16 protein-coding genes and 1 riboswitch are annotated in these 18,324 nt (G+C 65.8%); of the genes, 6 read left to right on the top strand and 10 right to left on the bottom strand.

All coding sequences use genetic code 11. From position 1 onward, the window contains the following. Positions 1–7 precede the first annotated feature (7 nt). Complete coding sequence (locus AC51GT_RS06955; protein ID WP_496328274.1) at positions 8–1,645, top strand: TerD family protein; 1,638 nt, start codon at positions 8–10, stop codon at positions 1,643–1,645. Between the two features lie 11 nt (positions 1,646–1,656). On the opposite strand, the gene AC51GT_RS06950 is transcribed toward AC51GT_RS06955, so the two are convergent. Next, the gene (locus AC51GT_RS06950; RefSeq protein WP_496325554.1) at positions 1,657–2,007 is read right to left on the bottom strand and encodes a hypothetical protein; all 351 of its coding nucleotides are present in this window, start codon (positions 2,005–2,007) and stop codon (positions 1,657–1,659) included. Between the two features lie 146 nt (positions 2,008–2,153). Here AC51GT_RS06950 and AC51GT_RS06945 point away from each other — a divergent pair, with 146 nt between their 5' ends. Continuing rightward, positions 2,154–2,498: an RNA polymerase-binding protein RbpA gene (locus AC51GT_RS06945; RefSeq protein ID WP_496325553.1), complete on the top strand. Its 345-nt coding sequence runs from the start codon at positions 2,154–2,156 to the stop codon at positions 2,496–2,498. A gap of 109 nt (positions 2,499–2,607) precedes the next feature. Here the strand turns inward: AC51GT_RS06945 and AC51GT_RS06940 are convergent, their stop codons facing one another. From AC51GT_RS06940 to cobN, 5 genes are all read right to left on the bottom strand, one after another. Further along, the gene (locus AC51GT_RS06940) at positions 2,608–3,399 is read right to left on the bottom strand and encodes a polyprenol monophosphomannose synthase (protein WP_496325552.1); all 792 of its coding nucleotides are present in this window, start codon (positions 3,397–3,399) and stop codon (positions 2,608–2,610) included. Beyond that, positions 3,383–5,020 carry an apolipoprotein N-acyltransferase gene (gene lnt / locus AC51GT_RS06935; protein WP_496328273.1) on the bottom strand — a complete coding sequence of 546 codons (1,638 nt, stop codon included), beginning with the start codon at positions 5,018–5,020 and terminating at the stop codon, positions 3,383–3,385. The genes AC51GT_RS06940 and lnt overlap by 17 nt, the downstream gene beginning before the upstream one ends. After that, a complete protein-coding gene (locus tag AC51GT_RS06930) occupies positions 5,017–6,624 on the bottom strand; it encodes an amidohydrolase (RefSeq protein ID WP_496328272.1) in 1,608 nt (535 codons plus the stop codon). Before AC51GT_RS06930 ends, lnt begins: the two co-directional genes overlap by 4 nt. A 68-nt stretch (positions 6,625–6,692) precedes the next feature. Continuing rightward, the gene (locus AC51GT_RS06925; RefSeq protein ID WP_496325549.1) at positions 6,693–7,214 is read right to left on the bottom strand and encodes an FxsA family protein; all 522 of its coding nucleotides are present in this window, start codon (positions 7,212–7,214) and stop codon (positions 6,693–6,695) included. 119 nt (positions 7,215–7,333) lie between these two features. Further along, positions 7,334–10,933 (bottom strand): cobaltochelatase subunit CobN, encoded by a 3,600-nt coding sequence (gene cobN / locus AC51GT_RS06920; RefSeq protein WP_496328271.1) that lies wholly within the window; start codon positions 10,931–10,933, stop codon positions 7,334–7,336. Between the two features lie 52 nt (positions 10,934–10,985). Further along, a riboswitch (adenosylcobalamin (AdoCbl) riboswitch) is annotated at positions 10,986–11,061 on the bottom strand. A gap of 80 nt (positions 11,062–11,141) precedes the next feature. Here cobN and AC51GT_RS06915 point away from each other — a divergent pair. The 4 genes from AC51GT_RS06915 to AC51GT_RS06900 all read left to right on the top strand — a co-directional run bounded on the left by AC51GT_RS06915 (position 11,142) and on the right by AC51GT_RS06900 (position 14,837). Continuing rightward, entirely contained in the window at positions 11,142–11,474 is a 333-nt protein-coding gene (locus AC51GT_RS06915; RefSeq protein ID WP_496325547.1) for an ArsR/SmtB family transcription factor, read from the top strand. An 82-nt stretch (positions 11,475–11,556) separates the two neighbouring features. Then, complete coding sequence (cobG, locus tag AC51GT_RS06910) at positions 11,557–12,684, top strand: precorrin-3B synthase (protein WP_496328270.1); 1,128 nt, start codon at positions 11,557–11,559, stop codon at positions 12,682–12,684. Between the two features lie 24 nt (positions 12,685–12,708). Then, positions 12,709–13,332 carry a precorrin-8X methylmutase gene (locus AC51GT_RS06905; protein ID WP_496328484.1) on the top strand — a complete coding sequence of 208 codons (624 nt, stop codon included), beginning with the start codon at positions 12,709–12,711 and terminating at the stop codon, positions 13,330–13,332. Next, positions 13,329–14,837 carry a precorrin-2 C(20)-methyltransferase gene (locus AC51GT_RS06900; RefSeq protein ID WP_496328269.1) on the top strand — a complete coding sequence of 503 codons (1,509 nt, stop codon included), beginning with the start codon at positions 13,329–13,331 and terminating at the stop codon, positions 14,835–14,837. Before AC51GT_RS06905 ends, AC51GT_RS06900 begins: the two co-directional genes overlap by 4 nt. Here AC51GT_RS06900 and AC51GT_RS06895 read toward each other — a convergent pair. Genes AC51GT_RS06895 through dprE2 form a run of 4 tightly spaced genes read right to left on the bottom strand, consistent with a single transcriptional unit; the run spans position 14,822 to position 18,307 of the window. Continuing rightward, positions 14,822–15,580 carry a cobalt-precorrin-6A reductase gene (locus AC51GT_RS06895; protein WP_496328268.1) on the bottom strand — a complete coding sequence of 253 codons (759 nt, stop codon included), beginning with the start codon at positions 15,578–15,580 and terminating at the stop codon, positions 14,822–14,824. The two genes, AC51GT_RS06900 and AC51GT_RS06895, sit on opposite strands and share 16 nt — an antisense overlap. Next, positions 15,577–16,344 (bottom strand): precorrin-4 C(11)-methyltransferase, encoded by a 768-nt coding sequence (gene cobM, locus AC51GT_RS06890; protein WP_496328267.1) that lies wholly within the window; start codon positions 16,342–16,344, stop codon positions 15,577–15,579. The genes AC51GT_RS06895 and cobM overlap by 4 nt, the downstream gene beginning before the upstream one ends. Further along, on the bottom strand, positions 16,341–17,552 hold the full coding sequence (gene cbiE / locus AC51GT_RS06885) for a precorrin-6y C5,15-methyltransferase (decarboxylating) subunit CbiE (protein WP_496328266.1): 1,212 nt from the start codon (positions 17,550–17,552) through the stop codon (positions 16,341–16,343). Before cbiE ends, cobM begins: the two co-directional genes overlap by 4 nt. Continuing rightward, positions 17,549–18,307: a decaprenylphospho-beta-D-erythro-pentofuranosid-2-ulose 2-reductase gene (dprE2, locus tag AC51GT_RS06880; RefSeq protein ID WP_496328265.1), complete on the bottom strand. Its 759-nt coding sequence runs from the start codon at positions 18,305–18,307 to the stop codon at positions 17,549–17,551. Before dprE2 ends, cbiE begins: the two co-directional genes overlap by 4 nt. Positions 18,308–18,324 lie beyond the last annotated feature (17 nt).

The raw sequence follows: 18,324 nt of genomic DNA, 5'->3' as shown, positions 1-18,324 counted from the left end.
TCGTCAGATGAACGAGCTGGTCGCCGGTCAGAACGCTCCGGCCGGTGGACACGCGCTGAGGTTTTCGGTAGCGGCGACGGGGTTCGAGGTCGATGTCGTCGGCCTCGTCGTCGACGACCGTCTCCAGGTGCTCGGCTCGGACGATGTCGTCTTCTACAACCAGCCGGCAACCCGCGGTGTCACGCTGGCGGACGGCCGGTTGGCGATCGACCTCGACGCACTGCGTCCGGGTGCCCGCGTGCTGTGCGCTGTCGGCTTCGATGACGTCCCCGCCGAGCTCGCGGGCACCGGGCTGCGCGCGGAACTGACCGCTGCTGGGCCGGGTCCGGGGTTCGGGTTCAACCTGCGACCGACCTATGGCGAAAACGCGATGCTTTGCTTTGAGTTGTATCTGCGAGCCGGTCAGTGGAAGGTTCGCGCGCTGGGCCAGGGGTACCAGGGTGGTCTTGCCGAATTGCTGTCCAGTCACGGCGTCGAGGTCGACGACGCCGCCCCGTCGGCATCAAAAACCACTGCAGTCCAGCCTGTTTCAGCGTTCGAATCGGACGATGTGCCGCCCGAGATGGTGCGGCTCGGAACCGACTACGGGGCCGCCATCGCCCGCGCCCACGCCATCTTCGAGGATGCTGCCCGCTCGGCTGCGGGCTTTGTCCAGTCTGAAGGATTTGCGCACGACCGTCTCGATCGCGAACTCGCCGAGACGTTGGCCGATCCGGCGCAGCGGAACTCGCCGGCGACGGCCCGCCTACGTGAAGCCGCACAGAAACGGTGCGATGACCTGGTGGCCGCAGCGCAGGAGCGGTTCGATTCCGATTCCCGGCTCCTGATGGCCGAACTCGCTGCCCTGGACCCCCAGCTTCCGCCGGCGATGGCGACGTGGCGGTCGAGTGCATGGTCACGAACCGATGCGCACACCGGCAGCGGGTTACGACTGGGTGAGCTCTCCGCGCCGGAGCGGGGCGAGCTGCGACTTCCCTTCTGTGTACCGACGCCGATCCCGAGCCCGCTGTGGGTGCTCGAGAACGGTCAATCGGTGGTGCCGGTGGTGACCTCCCTGACCTTGCGCCTGGTGACCGCCGCGCGCGCCTTCACCTCGGTGTCCCACGACGATGTGACCGTCGACATCGTCGACCTGACGGGCAAGCTGGTCGCGTTGACCGAGCTGCTCGCGCCGGTGATGCTCGCTCCGGCCGTCACCACACCCGACGCGGTCGGTGCGCGTCTGGACGTGCTCGAATCGGCCGTAGATCTGAATTTGATGTCGTTGCAGGCCGGGACCGATGCGCAGGGCGGCCACGACGACTTCGGTGTCCGGGTGGTGGTCATCGCGGACCTGCCGTTCGGTTGGGAACCGACCGACCTCGCCCGCCTCCTGCGCATTGTCGATCGCGGTACCCGTCTCGGATGGTCGTTCGTCTTTGCCGGATCACTCGACGAACACGACAGCGATCCACTGGTTGCCGCGATCGCCGACACCACCCTCGTGCTACCGGTGACCGAAGATGCGCGGGCGCACGACCCCTGGGTCGGCCTGGAGTGGACGCTCACGGCCGAACTGCTCGATCCGCAATCGGCGACAGCCCAACAGGTCGTGGAGAGCCTGCGCAGCGCCCAGTCACGGTCGATCACCGGACCGCCGAGCTGACCGGCCGGCAGCTACCGCCAGCGCTCGGCTTCCTTGGCCAGCGCCACCAGTTCAGCACCCAGTTCCGCCAACTCGCTGCGATCGGCATCTTCATCGACAGCGGTGGCGATGTCCTCGGCGGCGCACCGTAGCCGGAAGAGGCGTTCGATCAGATCCTCGGCCTCGCCGGCACTGAGAACCACCGAATCTGCGGGGATGGAACTTCCGGCGACCAAATTGCGTTGTTCATATGCGCGCTGACGACAGGATTGCTTGCAGTACTTGCGGCGGCGGCCGACCTCGGACTCGACGATCTCGCGTCCACACCACGCGCAATTGTTGCGTGCGGTCCCGCGACGAGACGCTGTGGCCTGGGGTTCCATAACCAGTGAGGTTACTCCGCACCGACGACCACACCGGGGGGCACCACCCACCAGATCTCCGTCTGCGGCACGACGGCGGGGAACTTAGCAGGACATCCGCACACACGCGTAAGATGGATAGGTAATCCAACGAAGGGATAGTAGTTATGGCAGATCGAGTTCTACGCGGCAGCCGCCTCGGAGCGGTGAGCTACGAGACCGATCGCGATCATGACCTCGCGCCGCGGCGCATGGTGAAGTACCGCACCGACAACGGCGAGATCTTCGATATTCCGTTTTCCGACGAAGCCGAGATCCCGTCGACATGGCCGTGCAAGAACGGTATGGAAGGCACAATTCTCGAAGGTACGGTCACCGAAGAGAAGAAGGTCAAGCCGCCGCGCACGCACTGGGACATGCTTCTCGAGCGTCGTAGCGAAGAAGAGCTCGAGGTGCTCCTGACCGAGCGTCTCGACCTCCTCAAGGCTCGCCGTCGCGGCACCAGCAGCTAGAGGTCTGACAGATCGGCTCAAACGCAAACGAGCCACATATACGAAGACGAGCCACAAATATGTGGCTCGTCTTCGTATATGTGGCTCGTTTGTTGTTGGGCGGGTGGGGTTACTTCTTCCGCAGCTTGTCGAGGCGATGGGTCAGGCCCCAGCGCGGCACCTTGAACGCGGCCTCCCGGACGATGCTTCCGCTCATCTTCGACTCCCCCAGCTCACGTTCGGTGAACGTGATGGGCACCTCGGCCACATCGAACCCGGCGCGGATCGTGCGCCAGCCCAGATCCACCTGGAAGCAGTAGCCGTGCGATTCGATGGCACCGAGATCGAGCGTCTCGAGGACGTGACGGCGATAGGCGCGGTAGCCGCCGGTGATGTCCTTGATCGACACACCGAGCGCGAGCCGTGAATAGATGTTGCCCCCGCGGGACAGGATCTCCCGGCGCCGGGGCCAGTTCACGACGGTGCCGCCCGGTACATAGCGCGAGCCGATGACCAGATCAGCGCCCTCGTTGACCCGGTCGAGCAGCCGGTGCAGCTGCTCCGGAGCGTGACTGCCGTCGGCGTCCATCTCGACCAGGACCGCGTAGTCGCGGGCCAGACCCCATTTGAAGCCCTCGATGTAGGCGGCGCCCAGACCGTTCTTCACAGTGCGGTGCAGGACGTGGATTCGTCCGTCACCGTCTGCGGCTGCCAGTTCGTCGGCGAGTTCACCGGTGCCGTCCGGGCTGCTGTCGTCCACGATGAGGACGTGCGCCGCGGGCTGAACCGCCTGGAGCCGCTTCACGATCAGCGGCAGATTCTCGATCTCGTTGAAGGTCGGAATGATCACCAGGGTTCCCGCACCGTCCACCCCCACGACCGGATCGGTAGTGCGTGAGTTGTCCTCAGGCCCCGTCACCATGCTCCTCCTTTGACCATCCCCGTAACCTAATGCCTTGTACCACCAGGACCAAAAATCCGCAGACCGTCAAGAGTACGGCCAGCCGCTCCGGCCACGGTCCGACCGTGGTGGCCACCGTCTCGTCGGTATGAAGCGGAATCGTCTCCACCAACATCGCCGGCTCGAAGAACCCGCTGCGTGCGGTGGTGTGGCCGTCCGGCGCGACGATGGCGCTGACACCGCTCGTCGCCGCGACAACCACCGCCCGCCCGTGCTCGATCGCCCGCAACTGTGACATTGCCAGCTGCTGGTAGGTCATCTGCGTGCGTCCGAAAGTGGCGTTGTTGGTCGGTACCGACAGGAACTCCGCACCCGAGAGGACCGCCTTACGTGCCGACCGGTCGAAGGCGATCTCCCAGCACGTCGACACACCGACCCGCACGGTTTTGCCGCTGTTGGTCTCGACGTCCACCACACCCGGTCCGGTGCCCGGCTTGAAGTTGCCGGCCGACTCCGCGTACGACGAGAAATGCGTGAAAAAGCTTCGCCAGGGCAGATATTCGCCGAAGGGCTGGATGATCTGCTTGTCGTAGCGACCCTGGATCTGGGTTCCGTCCGACGCCTCGCGCCCATCCCATACCAACACGGTGTTCGTGGGGCGGCCATCGGGATTTCGGATGAGCGTTCCGACGAGGATGGGGGCATCGACGGCGATGGACGCCATCGTGATCTGCTCGGCGGCGTCCTCATTGGTCGTGGGATCGATGTCGGAGGCGTTCTCGGGCCAGATCACGATGTCCGGCTGCGGTTGTTCACCCGCCTGGACCGCGGCGGCCAGTGCCATGGTCTCGCGCACGTGGTTGTCGAGGACGGCGCGTCGCTGGTCGTTGAAATCCAGACCGAGGCGCGGAACGTTGCCCTGGATGGCGGCCACGGTGATCTGATTGTCGGAACTGTTGCGCGCATCGACGGAAGGCCACAGGAACGCGGCCACGATCGGGGTGAGCAGAGTCATGATCAGTGCCGGAACCAGCCGATTCCACTGCCGCGGCGCGGTGGCGGCCCACAGCAGCACCGCCGCCAGGCCGGCACCGGTCAACGCCACGGAGAACGACACCAACGGCGCCCCGCCGAGCGAGGCCAGCGACACCATCGGACCACCGAGCTGACCGAAAGCAGCGCGGCCCCACGGGAAACCGCCGAAGGGGAACGACGACCGCGCCCATTCGACGGTGACCCACGCCAGCGCGAACCACAGCGGCCAGGCCGGCAGTGCGAGCAGACGGATGGCCAGGACCCCGAACACGCCGGTGTACAGCGACATCACCACGGCCAGGGCCACCCAGGGCAGCGGGCCGACGTAGACGCCGACCCACGGCAGCAACGGGAGGAAGAACCCCAGCCCATACGCGAACCCGTGCAAGAAGCCGTCGCGGTACCGGGTGACGTCCTTCAGCGACAGCGCCAACACCATCAGAGAGGCGATGCCCAGAAACCAGAGATCGCGCGGCGGGAACGCCGCCCACATCAACAGGCCACCGATTGCGGCGGCAACGGTCCGTAGGACCAGTGGCGTACGGACGAGAGCACCGACGCGGGCCGAGACTGCCGATCCGCGTGATTCAACCGTGCCAGAGGTCACCGGGTGGCCCGATCGTAGATCGTTCGTCCGCCGCGGACGGTCCGGACACAATCCGGGAGTTTGCGTCCGGGGCGCAGATCCGGCAGCGCCGGGACCCGCGATCGCGGATCGGTCGACCACCGGGCCACCTTGGGATCGGCCGAGCCCACGACCACCAGATCCTCGACCTCCCACACCGCGTAGTCGGCAGGCGCACCGGGAACCAGCGTCCCGGCAACACCGTCGCGGTGACCGCCGGCCCGCCAGGCACCGCGGGTGGAGGCGGCGAAGGCTGCACGTACCGAGATCGCGCTGGTGGGATTGTTGTGATCGGCGGCCGCAGCGATGGCGGCCCACGGGCGCATCGACGTCACCGGGGCATCCGAACTGAAGGACAGGCCCACGCCGGCTTTGGCGAGTTGCGCGAAGTTGTTGAGCGAACGACCACGTTCGGCACCCAGGCGCTGTTCGTAGAGCTGACCCGGGCCACCCCAGAGAGCGTCGAACATCGGTTGCATGCTGGCGATCATCCCGCCCGCGGCCAGCGTGGCGGCCTGCGCGGCGGTGACCATCTCGGCATGTTCGATGCGGTGGCCCAGCCGCGCCAGGGCCGGTCCCCCGACCTCGGCGGCCACATCGGCAACGGCCTGCGCGAGCACGTCCATCGCCCCATCTCCGATGACATGGAAGCCGGCTTGGATGCCGGCCTCGGTGCATGCGCGCAGATGGGTGGTCACGGTCTCGGCATCGAGATAGCCGACACCGCAGGTGTCGACATCGACGTACGGCTCGCGAAGCAACGCGGTGTGCGACCCGATCGCGCCATCGATGAACAGATCGCCGCCGAGCGCGTGGGCACCGGTGGCCTCCAGCAATGCCCTGGCCTCGTCGGAGCTCGTGACCGCAGCACCCCAGTAGCGGCGGATCTCGACATCGTGGGTCAGGTCGGCCAGGGCGAGGAAGTCGTCGAGTCCGCTGATGTCGGGTCCACCGTTTTCGTGGACGGCGACGATCCCGTTCGCGGCGGCATCGTCGAGTGCTGCCTGCTGGGCGCGACCACGTCCGGCGGTACTGAGCAGCGCCCGCGCCGCGCCGCGCACCCGATGGTGGGCGTCGGCGGTCACCGGGCCCTGCGGGTCGTATCCGAAGGCATCGGTCAGCGCGTCGGCGCGGACCCGCAAGGCGGTTGATGCGACAGCGGAATGTTCGTCGATCCGCGCCAGATAGACCGGCCGGTCGCCGACGACGGCATCGATGTCGGCCGTCGAGGGGTGGCCGTCGGGCCAGGTCGACTCGTCCCAGCCCAACCCCCAGATGAGGTCGGTATCGGTGTGTTCCGCGTGGTAGCGGCGCAGCCTCGCGAGGCAGTCGTCCCGGCTGACCGCGTCGCTGAGGTCGAGTCCGCGCAACGCGAGCCCCGTCGACGTGAGGTGGACGTGAGAATCGACGAACGCGGGTGCAACCAGCGCCCCGTCGAGTTCTATGACCTCTGCCTTGGGATGCAGCGCACGACCGACCGGATCAGAACCGACCCAGACGACCACACCATCTTCGATTGCAATAGCAGTTGCATCGGGGGCCACCGGCGAATAGATGTGCCCGCCGATCAGCAGTTGACTCTCCACGACCGTCCAGTCTGCCTGCCGAACGGTGGCGGGCTGTTGTCAGGGCTACCGACGGGGATGCCCGGGGTTCAGAAGTCGGGGTGCGACTTGGGCAGTTGGCGGCGGGTCGGGTCGTGGTCGCCCGGACGGTAGGTGGTGTCGACCACCTGTCCGTCGACAACCGTGACCCCGGCCATCCCGCGACCGTATCGGGCGTAACCCTCCATCGCGCCGACGACCTTACGGGTACCGACGGCGATCACCAATGGGCGCAGGATCAATCGAACCGGCTTGAGCAGCAACAGGATACCGATGACGGTGGTGACCAGGCCGGGCACGACCATGGCGATGGTCGCACCGGCCAGCAACGCGGTATCGGCGACCGGTGCTGCCGAACCGGCGGGGCCGGCCGGCGCTCCGGCGGCCGCGTTCTGTCCGGCGGCCCGGAGGTTGGCGAGAACTTTGCCACCCTGGCGGCGCAGCAACCAGAAGCCCAGGACCACCGTGGCGATCATCAGCAACACCGTCCACGCGAAACCGATCGCGAAACAGAGCCCCACGAAGGCGGCTATTTCGATCGCCACGTAGGTGAGAAAGAGTGCGAGCTTCATGAGTCCATCCCGATCATCGGCAGTGCGTACACAGGGTCAACGATCAGGACGCGCAGTTTTCTCCCGATCTCACGAAATTCAATCGCACCAGGCCGGATGGCGTCGAACGCGGGGGCGTTTCAGGCTCCCTCGATATCGCCCTCGGTCTCGAGGAAGACCCGCCGGAGCTCATCGAGCATCTGTGGTGGAGGTGCCGACCACATTTCCCGCTGCGCCGCCTCCAGCAGACGTTCGGCGATGCCGTGCAGGGCCCAGGGGTTCGATTTGTTCATGAACTCCTGGTTGGCCTCGTCGAGGACGTAGGACTCGGTGAGTTGCTCGTACATCCAGTCGGCCATCACGTTGGTGGTGGCGTCATAGCCGAAGAGGTAGTCGACTGTTGCGGCCATCTCGAACGCGCCCTTGTAGCCGTGGCGCTGCATCGCGGCGATCCAGCGCGGGTTGACCACCCGGGCCCGGAAGACGCGGGTGGTCTCCTCCGAGAGTGTGCGGGTGCGCACGTTGTCCGGACTGGTGCTGTCGCCGATATAGGCCTCTGGATCTTTGCCGGTCAACGCCCGGACGGTGGCAACCATGCCACCGTGGTACTGGAAGTAGTCGTCGGAATCAGCGATGTCGTGTTCGCGGGTGTCGGTGTTCTTCGCGGCGACGGCAATTCGTCGATACGCCGAACGCATGTCGTCGACCGCGGCGACACCTTCGCGTCCGCGGCCGTACGCGTAACCACCCCACGCCGTGTACACCTCGGCCAGATCGGCGTCGCTGCGCCAGTCCTTGGAGTCGATCAGCTGGAGTAGTCCGGCGCCGTAGGTTCCGGGTTTCGACCCGAAGATGCGACTGGTGGCGCGGTCGGTGTCGCCGTGCTCGGCGAGGTCGGTACGGGCGTGGGCGGCAACGTAGTTCGACTCATCGGGTTCGTCGAGCGCGGCGACCATCCGGACGGCGTCATCGAGGATCGTGATCACGTGGGGGAACGCGTCCCGGAAGAATCCGGAGATGCGTACCGTGACATCGATTCGGGGACGGCCGAGTTCGGCGAGGCCGATCAGGTCGAGTTCCGTCACCCGGCGAGATGCCTCATCCCAGATCGGCGTCACTCCGAGCAGTGCGAGAACCTCGGCGATGTCGTCACCGGATGTCCGCATTGCGCTGGTCCCCCACACCGACAAGCCGACGGACCTCGGATACTCGCCGTGGTCCGAGAGATACCGCGCCAGAAGCGAATCCGCCATCGCGCGGCCGGTCTCCCAGGCGAGTTTCGACGGCACGGCCTTGGGATCGACCGAATAGAAGTTGCGGCCGGTCGGCAAGACGTTGATCAGTCCACGTAGTGGTGATCCGCTCGGTCCGGCCGGGATGAACCCGCCGTCCAGCGCATGGAGGATCCGTGGGACCTCCTGGTCGGTCTGGCGGAGCCGAGGCACGATCTCGTTGCCGGCGAAGTCGAGGATCTCGCGGACGTCGGCCGGATGGCCTTCGGTGACGGCCGCGATGGTGGCGGGGTCCCAATCACCCTTGGCGCAATCCACCACCAGCTCCCGCGCGACGGCTTCGATGCTGTCGGTGGCGGTACGGCCGGCCGTGCCGTCTTCGGTAATTCCCAATGCTTCTCGCAGCCCCGGCAGGCTCTGCGTGCCGCCCCAGAGCTGCCGCGCCCGGAGCATCGCCAGCACCAGGTCGACCTCGACGTCACCGGCCGGTGGTTGTCCGAGGATGTGCAGGCCGTCGCGGATCTGCACGTCTTTGATCTCACACAGCCACCCGTCGACGTGCAGAAGCATGTCATCGAAGACGTCTTCTTCGGGACGCTCGGACAACCCGAGGTCGTGGTCCATCTTGGCCGCCTGCAGCAGGGTCCAGATCTGCTGGCGGATCGCCGGGAGTTTGTTCGGGTCGAGCGCGGAGATGTTGGCATGCTCGTCGAGCAGCTGCTCCAAACGTGAGATGTCGCCGTAACTTTCGGCCCGCGCCATCGGCGGGATCAGGTGATCGACCAGCGTGGCGTGCGCCCGCCGCTTCGCCTGTGTCCCTTCGCCGGGATCGTTGACCAGGAACGGATAGATCATCGGCAGGTCACCGATGGCGGCGTCGGTGCCGCACGAGGCCGACATACCCAGGGTCTTGCCCGGGAGCCACTCGAGGTTGCCGTGTTTACCGACGTGGACGACCGCGTCGGCGGCGAAGTGCTGCTGCGACGACAGCCAGCGATAACAGGCCAGGTAGTGGTGACTCGGCGGCAGATCGGGGTCGTGATAGATCGCCACCGGGTTCTCGCCGAAACCACGCGGCGGTTGGACCATCAACACGATGTTGCCGAATTGCATTGCCGCGATGACGATGTCGCCGTCCGAATTGGCCGAGTGGTCGACGAACAGCCGGCCGGGTGCCGGACCCCAATGCTCGATCATCGACGCGCGGAGGTCCTGCGGCAACGTGTCGAACCACTGCCGGTAGTCCGCGGCGGACAGCCGGATCGGGTTGGCGGCCAGGGCTTCTTCGGTCAGCCAGTCGGGGTCCTGTCCGCCGGCCGCGATCAGCGTGTGGATCAGCTTGTCCGAATCATCCTCGGCCAGGCCGGGAACCGAGCCGTCGCCCGACTCCGGCCCGATGTCGTATCCGGCGTCCCGCATGGCTTCGAGCAGCCGGAGCAGGCTCTGCGGGGTGTCGAGTCCCACCGCGTTCCCGATCCGCGCGTGTTTGGTCGGGTAGGCCGACAGCATCACGGCGATCCGGCGATCCGCCGGAGCGATATGCCGAAGTCGGCTGTGGCGCACGGCGATTCCGGCGACCCGGGCGCACCGTTCGGCATCGGGACGGTACCAGGGCAAACCGTCCTCACCGATCTCCTTGAACGAGAACGGAACCGTGATGATCCGTCCGTCGAATTCGGGGACCGCGACCTGTGTGGCGACATCCAGCGGCGACATGCCGTCGTCATTCGCGGCCCATCCGGCGCGGGAGGACGTCAGGCACAGGCCCTGCAGGATCGGGATGTCCAGCCGGGCGAGTTGTTCGATGTTCCAGTTCTCGTCATCGCCGCCGGCCGACGCGGTGGCCGGCGTCGTTCCACCGGCGGCAAGTACCGTGACGACGAGTGCGTCTGCCACCGCAAGCTGTTCGAGCAGGTCATCAGGTGCAGCCCGCAGCGACGCGCAGAAGATCGGCAGCGACCGGCCGCCCTTGTCCTCGATCGCGTCGCAGAGGGCGTGGATGTAGGCGGTGTTGCCTGCCAGATGCTGGGCTCGGTAGTAGAGCACCGCGATCGTCGGTCCGGTGGCCTCGACCTGGGATTTTCGATCCAGGATCCCCCACTGCGCGGTTGTTGCCGGAGCGCTGAAGCCGTGACCGGTGAGCAGCACGGTGTCGGACAAGAATGCGTGCAGGTTCGCGAGATTGTCGGGTCCGCCCTGGGCCAGGTAGTTGTGAGCATCGGCGGCCACACCGGGAGCCACCGTCGACATCGACATCAGGTCGGGATCGGGAAGCTGTTCACCGGAGAGCACCACAGTTGGCAACCCGTCGGCGATCACCGCGTCGAGACCCTGTTCCCACATCCGCCGGCCACCCAGAATTCGAACAACGACCAGGTCGGCGCCGTCCAGGAGTCCGGGCAGGTCTTCGTCGACGAGCAGGCGGGACGGGTTCGCAAGACGAAAGTCGGCGCCGCTGGCCTTGGCGGTCAGCAGATCTGTGTCCGAAGTGGACAGCAGCAAGATCACGAGGACCTCCTTGCCGGGAATGCGCGCCCGGCGGTTGGGGTGTAGCAGCGGAGCAACAAGGGTCTGACTTGGGGTTTACCCCATACAGTGGCGCGACCGTGCCGGACTCTCACCGGCTTCCTCGTTGCGGAATGGCATCAGCATATAAGAACGCATTTCTGCCTTGTATTCCTTGACCGATATATACCCAGGAGAGAAAATACTCGTTGTGAACGAACTGATCTGGCCGGCTCTGGCGGAACCGAATCGTCGACGAATGCTCGATGTCCTGCGGGTGCAGCCCTGCGCCGTGGGCGAGCTGGCCAGACGCGTCGGACTGGCGCAACCGCAGACGTCCAAACACCTGGGCGTTCTTCGTGCGGCCGGCCTCGTGACCGTTCACGCAGATGCACAACGTCGCGTCTACCAGGCCCAACCGTCTGCGCTGGCCGAGATCGACAGCTGGCTCGCGCCCTATCGCCCGATGTGGAACACCGGCCCGGATGCCCTGGGAACACACCTGGACAAGAACCCCCTGGCACCAGAAGAGGACCAGAAATGAGCAGCTCTGCCACAGATCTCGAACTCCACAAGTTCTCAACGGGGTCCCGGCCGGGCAATTGACCGCCAGTACCGTGGACCCCATGAGTCGACCGTCCGATCGTTGCCCTGGTGTGTTCTCGGCGCACCCGGCGGCAGATGGCCACCTCGCACGGATCCGGCTACCCGGCGGACTGATCACACCAAGCCAGATGAAATCCCTGGTAGGAGTGTCGGACGACTACGGAGACGGTCATCTCGAACTGACCTCGCGCGGCAACATCCAGCTGCGTGGGATCGGTGACGTGGACGGTGCCGGTCAGCGCATCCTCGAGGCCGGCCTGATCCCGTCCCCCAGTCACGAACGCGTCCGCAACCTGCAGCTCTCGGCATTGACCGGGCGGCGAGGAGGCCTGGTCGACGCGCGACCGATCCTGAAAGAATTCGACGCCGCATTGCAGTCCGATCCCACACTCGCGGAGCTTCCGGCCAGGATCCTGTTCGGCTTCGACGACGGTCGTGGCGACATCCTGACCCAGGGTCCCGACATCGGCGTTTTGGCGTTGGATGAGCGGGCGTTCGACGTGCTCATCGGCGGAATGCCCACCGGACGGCGGGTGTCGGCCGACGGCGCCGCGGACCTGATGATCGATCTGGCCCATGCGTTTCTCGCCGACCGGACCGACGAGTGGCGCGTCCAGGATGTCGCCGACCGCCCCGCGATCGACGAAGTGTTGGCGACCCTGCCGGAAACCGGCGAATATTCGAGGTCGAAGCCCACGTCGACACCGCAGGTGGGCTGGCTCGCGCAGGACACCGATGACCTCGTGGCACTCGGCTCGGTGGTCGCGCACGGCCGGATCCCGGCACGCGTCGGAGAGTTCCTGGCTGCCATCGAACGCGACATCTACCTGACACCACGGAAAGAGATCTTGATCGTCGACCTGTCAGAAGGCATGGCCGACACCGTACTTCGGGTGCTGGCGCCGATGGGCCTGATCTTCGACGAGAACTCACCGTGGACCAAGGTCACCGACTGCACCGGCTCGCCGGGCTGCGACAAGTCGCACGCCGATGTCCGCGGCGACCTCGAACTGCACCTGACCTCTGGTGGCGCTGCCGTCGACGACCGTCAGCACTGGGTCGGTTGTGAACGCGGGTGTGGTTCGCCGCCAGGGAACCATCTTCGGGTCGAGGCAACACCGTCGGGGTACAAGCGTCGCCGACTCTGATCGGCATCTATGGTGACGAGCACTATGTACACCTACATTCGAGACGGCGCCGAGATCTACCGGCAGTCATTCGCGACGATTCGTGCCGAATCCGACCTCTCCATGTTCGACGATGACCTCTCGCAGGTCGTAGTCCGGATGATCCACGCCTGCGGACAGGTCGATCTGACCACCGACGTCCGGGCCAGTGCAGGTCTGGTGACCGCAGCACGTACGGCACTCGAGGACGGTGCGCCGATCCTCTGTGATGCGAACATGGTCGCTTCCGGCGTCACCCGCAAGCGGCTGCCTGCGGGCAACGAGGTGCTCTGCCTGCTGGGTGACAATCGGCTCCCCGACCTGGCTGCCGAGCTGGAGACCACAAGAACCGCTGCGGCGGTGGAACTCTGGCGTCCCATGCTCGAGGGATCGGTGGTGGCGATCGGGAACGCACCGACCGCACTGTTCGCACTCCTCGAGCTGATCGATGCCGGCGGACCCCGGCCGGCCGCGGTCATCGGTGCGCCGGTCGGCTTCATCGGTGCCGCGGAATCGTGTGCAGCGCTTGCCGATCGGAACGACCTGGAGTACTTGACCGTACTCGGCCGTCGCGGCGGATCGGCGATCACTGCCGCCGCCCTCAACGCACTTGCCTCGAAGGTGGAATGACGATGACCAGCAGCGGAAAATTGTGGGGCGTGGGGTTGGGACCCGGGGACAGCGAGCTGGTCACCGTGAAGGCCGCGCGGGTCATCGGTGAGGTCGATGTGATCGCGTATCACTGTGCACGCCACGGCCGTTCGATCGCCCGGTCGGTTGCCGAACCCTATCTTCGGGATGGTCAGCTGGAGGAACGGCTGATGTATCCGGTGACCACCGAGACGACCGATCATCCCGGCGGCTATCGCGGAGCGCTCGACGACTTCTATGCCGCCTCCGCGGAGGTTCTTGCCGAACATCTGCGGGCAGGTCGCTCGGTGGCGTTGCTGGCCGAGGGTGATCCGCTCTTCTACAGCTCGTATATGCACATGCACAAGCGACTGACCGACCGGTTCGACACCGAGATCATCCCGGGCGTCACATCGGTCAGTGCTTCGGCAGCCGCCACCGGACTGCCGTTGGTCGAAGCCGACGAGACCCTGACCGTGTTGCCTGGCACGCTTCCGAAGGCCGAACTGGTTCGCCGACTGCGGGACAGTGATGCGGTGGCGATCATGAAACTGGGCCGCACCTTCCCGGAAGTGGTTGCAGCGTTGAGTGAGTCGGGTGTCCTCAGCCGGGCGTGGTATGTCGAACGAGCTTCGACGGGCGCACAGAAGGTGATGCCCGTCGTCGATGTCGACGCATCGACGGTGCCGTACTTCTCGATGGTCGTGATCCCGGGCGAGCTCAACAGTGCGCAACCACCGGCAGCGGATTCCGGTGCCATCGGCGAGGTCGTTGTCGTGGGCTTGGGACCAGGCGCCGACCGGTGGACGACTCCGGAAGTGCGCGCGGAGCTGGCCCAGGCCACCGACCTCGTGGGCTACAAGACCTATCTCGATCGGGTGACCCCCCGCCCCGGACAACGTATGCACGCCAGCGACAATCGGGTCGAGTCCGAACGGGCTTGCATGGCGCTGGATCTGGCGAAGAACGGCGCCCGGGTCGTTGTGGTGTCGTCCGGCGATCCCGGGGTCTTCGCGATGGCGGCTGCGGTGGTGGAAGAAGCGGCCGACCCGCAGTGGCGCAACGTCCCGGTGCGGGTCGTGCCCGGGGTGACCGCGGCGAACGCCGTTGCCAGTCTGGCGGGCGCGCCGCTTGGACACGACTATGCGGTGATCTCGTTGTCCGACCGGCTCAAGAGCTGGGACGTGATCACTGCGCGGGTGCGCGCCGCGCTGGCCGCGGATCTGGTGCTCGCGATTTATAACCCGGGATCGGTCAGCCGGAATTGGCAGGTCGCCGAACTCAAGGACCTCGTCCTGGGATCCAAGGACCCGTCGACACCGATCATCCTCGGGCGCGACGTCGGTGGCCCCGAGCAGTCGGTGGTGATCACCACCGTCGGGGAGTTCGATCCGGCCGTGGTCGACATGCGGACACTGTTGATCATCGGTTCGTCGACCACCACGGTCGTGGACCGCATCGGTGGTCCGGTGGCGTTCACCAACCGCCGCTACGAGAGCAACTGACGGACCCGGTCCGCGGCGGCCGAAGCCGTTTCGACGGTTTCGCCGCCGGGTGGGGACGGTCGCCGAACCATGACGACCGGTAGCGAAAGGTGCCGCGCTGCTTCAAGTTTCGCTTGAACCAGTGGACCTCCACTGTTCTTCGTGACGACCACGTCTATGCGGTGTTCGCGCATCAGGGCCAGTTCACCTTCGACGGTGTACGGGCCGCGGCTGCGGAGGATCTGATGCCGGGACGGCACCGACCGCTCGGGCGGGTCCACGAGACGGATCAGGAACCAGGCGTCGTCGATGTCGGCGAAAGCATCGACGTCTTGGCGACCGGTGGTGAGGAAGACTCGGATATCGCCCTTTTCATGGGCCGATTCCGCGACGCTTCTGGCTGCACCGGCGATGTCTGGGACATCGATCCAGTGGTCCCCCTGTTGCGCCGACCATTCGGGTCGTCGCAGTGTCAGCATCGGCACATCGAGACTCGCAGTTGCGGCTCCGGCATTGGCGGAGATCTGACGGGCGAACGGATGCGTCGCATCGACCACTGCCGTGCAGGTGTTGTCACGCAGCCACGTTCGCAGACCGTCGATGCCGCCGAACCCGCCGATCCGGACATCACCGACCGGTAGCGCCGGATTCTTGACCCGTCCGGCGAGTGAGGTGACAACCTGCACTCCGTCCCCGACGAGCTGCGCTGCCAGAGCGCGGGCTTCGGCGGTACCGCCCAGGATGAGGACCGTCCCCTCGCTCATGACAGATGGGGGTCGGTGCGCAGCTTGGTCATCCTGGCAGATGAATAGAGATAACTGTCCGGGAACTCTGCGGCGGCCAGGACGCGTCCGACGAAAATGACCGCCGTGCGCTGGATACCGTGTCGTTCCAGCTGGTTCGGGAGTTCGGTCAACGTGCACCGAACGATCTGCTGGTTGTCGCGGCCGGCGAAGGCGACCACCGCCGTCGGGCAGTCGCTGCCGTAATGCGGCGTCAATGCATCCACGATTTGTTGGGCCCGATGGGCTGCCAGGTGGATCGCCATCGTGACACCCGTGCGGGCGAGCTCTTCGAGTTGCTCCCCCTCGGGCATGTCGGTCGAGAGCGTGGACACTCGCGTAATCAGCAGCGACTGACCGACTCCCGGCACGGTGAGTTCCTGTCCCAATGCCGCAGCCGCCGCGGTGAAGGCCGGAACACCCGGGACGATCTCGTACGAGATTCCTTGCGGCTGCAGCAATCTGATCTGTTCGGCCACCGCCGAATACAGTCCGGGGTCGCCGGAATGCAAGCGCGCCACGTCATGGCCGGCACGGGTCGCGGTCACGATGTGCTCGATGATCTGCGGTAACGGCATCTTCGCGGTGTTGATCAATGTGGCGCCGGGGGGACAATGCTCGAGCATCTCAGCCGGGACCAGCGACCCGGCATAAAGGCAGGTGTTGCACCGCGAGAGCAGCTTTGCGCCCCGAAGGGTGATCAGGTCGGCGGCGCCGGGTCCGGCCCCGATGAAGTACACCGTCATGAGTTTGTCCTCGGCTTGTCGACGATCCACTGTGTCACCGGGAGCGCGGGGCGCCAGGTTGTCATCGATCCGAGTGGCTCGGCGTGGTCGATCTGGAATCGACGAAGCGTACCGCCCAGGGCAGCATGCCATTTCACCAAAACAGCCTCGGATTCGAGGGTGACGGCGTTCGCCACGATCCGTCCACCGTCGAGCAGGGCATCCCAGCACTCCTCCACGACCCCCGGGATTGTCACCCCTCCCCCGATGAAGATCGCGTCGGGATCGGGTGCATGACCCAGCTGATCGGGTGCCGCCCCGAGGACGGTCAATCCTGCGCTCACACCGAGCTGGGCCGCGTTGTGCGCAATGCGTCCCCGGCGTACGTCGTTCGATTCGAATGCGATTGCGGAGCAGGTCCGGTCGGTGCGCAGCCACTCGATGGCGACGCTACCCGCGCCCGCACCGACATCCCACAGCAGTTGGCGTGCGGCAGGCCGGAGGGCGGTGACGGTCAGCGCCCGCACCGCCTGTTTGGTCAGTTGCCCGTCGTGGCTGAAGTCGGTGTCCGGTAGACCTGCCTGGCTGCTGACGGCCGGACCAAGACAGTCAACGGCAACAATGTTGAGCTGGTCGCCGGCAGGTCCCGTCCAGGTTCGCGCGATACCGGTGACCTGGCGTTCCCGATCGGAACCGAGCTGTTCGAGAACTGTCATCTGCGACCAGCCGAACCCATGAGCGGTGAGCAGGTCGGCGACGGCTGCCGGAGTGGTGTTGTCGCGACTCAGGATCAGCAGGCGAACGCTATCGGAGACATCGGAGAGAATCGAGTCGATCGGTCGATCGACAACACTGCTGATACGGGTCGTGGCCAGGTCCCAGCCGAGGCGGGCCGAGGCCAGGCTGACACTCGAGACGGCCGGCAGGATGCGAACATGTTGGGCGCCGACCTGTTTGACGATCGAGGCCCCGACGCCGTGGAACATCGGATCGCCCGAGGCAAGGATGTGAACGGTCTGCGGGTGTGGCTCGGCCAATAGTCGCCGCAAGTGTTCGGACATCGGGCTGTCCCACCGGTGGCGTGCGGCTTCCAGAGGTGCAAGCAGATCCAGCTGGCGCGCGGAACCGTAAATATCGGTGGCAGAGCGCAATTCGTCCTGCGATTTCCCGGATAGGCCGTCCCAGCCGTCGGCGCCGATACCGACGACCACAAACCTCGGTTCACTCATCGCGGCATCCGCCGCCAGATGGCCTGGGGCAGGAGTTTCATCACGAAGAAGACCGGGCGCAGTTTTCCGGGCACCCACACCACACGCTTACCTTGGTGCAACGCTTTCACCACTGCGTCGGCAACCTGTGGTGCGGTGCTCGACATCGGGGCAGGTTTGGTACCGGAGGCCATCAAATCTCTTGTCATGCTGCCGATGACAAAACCGGAGCGCACCAGCAGGAGGTGTACCCCGCTGCCGTGCAAGGCATCTGACAATCCGCTGGCGAAGCCGTCCAGTCCGGCTTTGGTGGAGCCGTAGACGTAGTTGGCGCGGCGGACCCGGACGCCGGCCACAGAGGAGAAGACGATGATGTTGCCGCGCTTCGCGGCGCGCATCGCGACGGCCAACGGGGTCAGGACGCTGATCTGGGCGAGATAGTCGGTGTGTGCGATCTGCAGGGCGTGGGCACTGTCGACCTCTGCCCGCGCCTGATCGCCCAGGATGCCGAAGGCCACGATCGCATCGTCGATGGGTCCGTGCTCGGCAACGATCTGCTGGATGAGGCCCTCATGCGCCGAGGTGTCGTTCGCATCGAACTCGATTGTGTGGACTGCCGCCGCATTCTCGGATTGCAGCCGTTCACGCTGATCAGCGAGGTCCTCTGATCGGCGAGCCGCCAAGATCACCGTCGCCCCGGCAGCGATCCGGGCCGCCACCTCCAGCCCGATCTCACTGCGACCACCGAACAGCACAACCACTCGCCCATTACTCACCGGGCCAGTATCCCAAA

This window comes from Williamsia sp. z34, assembly GCF_059553395.1.
Note: the sequence above shows the minus strand (reverse complement) of the source record. Positions and strands in the feature narration are given on the sequence as shown.

What these genes read in the sequence shown, in the direction of transcription:
- AC51GT_RS06955 (WP_496328274.1), top strand. Translation starts at nt 8, where the DNA reads ATGAACGAGCTGGTCGCCGGTCAGAACGCTCCGGCCGGTGGACACGCG.
- AC51GT_RS06950 (WP_496325554.1), bottom strand. Translation starts at nt 2,007, where the DNA reads ATGGAACCCCAGGCCACAGCGTCTCGTCGCGGGACCGCACGCAACAAT.
- AC51GT_RS06945 (WP_496325553.1), top strand. Translation starts at nt 2,154, where the DNA reads ATGGCAGATCGAGTTCTACGCGGCAGCCGCCTCGGAGCGGTGAGCTAC.
- AC51GT_RS06940 (WP_496325552.1), bottom strand. Translation starts at nt 3,399, where the DNA reads ATGGTGACGGGGCCTGAGGACAACTCACGCACTACCGATCCGGTCGTG.
- AC51GT_RS06925 (WP_496325549.1), bottom strand. Translation starts at nt 7,214, where the DNA reads ATGAAGCTCGCACTCTTTCTCACCTACGTGGCGATCGAAATAGCCGCC.
- cobG (WP_496328270.1), top strand. Translation starts at nt 11,557, where the DNA reads ATGAGTCGACCGTCCGATCGTTGCCCTGGTGTGTTCTCGGCGCACCCG.
- AC51GT_RS06905 (WP_496328484.1), top strand. Translation starts at nt 12,709, where the DNA reads ATGTACACCTACATTCGAGACGGCGCCGAGATCTACCGGCAGTCATTC.
- AC51GT_RS06900 (WP_496328269.1), top strand. Translation starts at nt 13,329, where the DNA reads ATGACGATGACCAGCAGCGGAAAATTGTGGGGCGTGGGGTTGGGACCC.
- AC51GT_RS06895 (WP_496328268.1), bottom strand. Translation starts at nt 15,580, where the DNA reads ATGAGCGAGGGGACGGTCCTCATCCTGGGCGGTACCGCCGAAGCCCGC.
- cobM (WP_496328267.1), bottom strand. Translation starts at nt 16,344, where the DNA reads ATGACGGTGTACTTCATCGGGGCCGGACCCGGCGCCGCCGACCTGATC.
- cbiE (WP_496328266.1), bottom strand. Translation starts at nt 17,552, where the DNA reads ATGAGTGAACCGAGGTTTGTGGTCGTCGGTATCGGCGCCGACGGCTGG.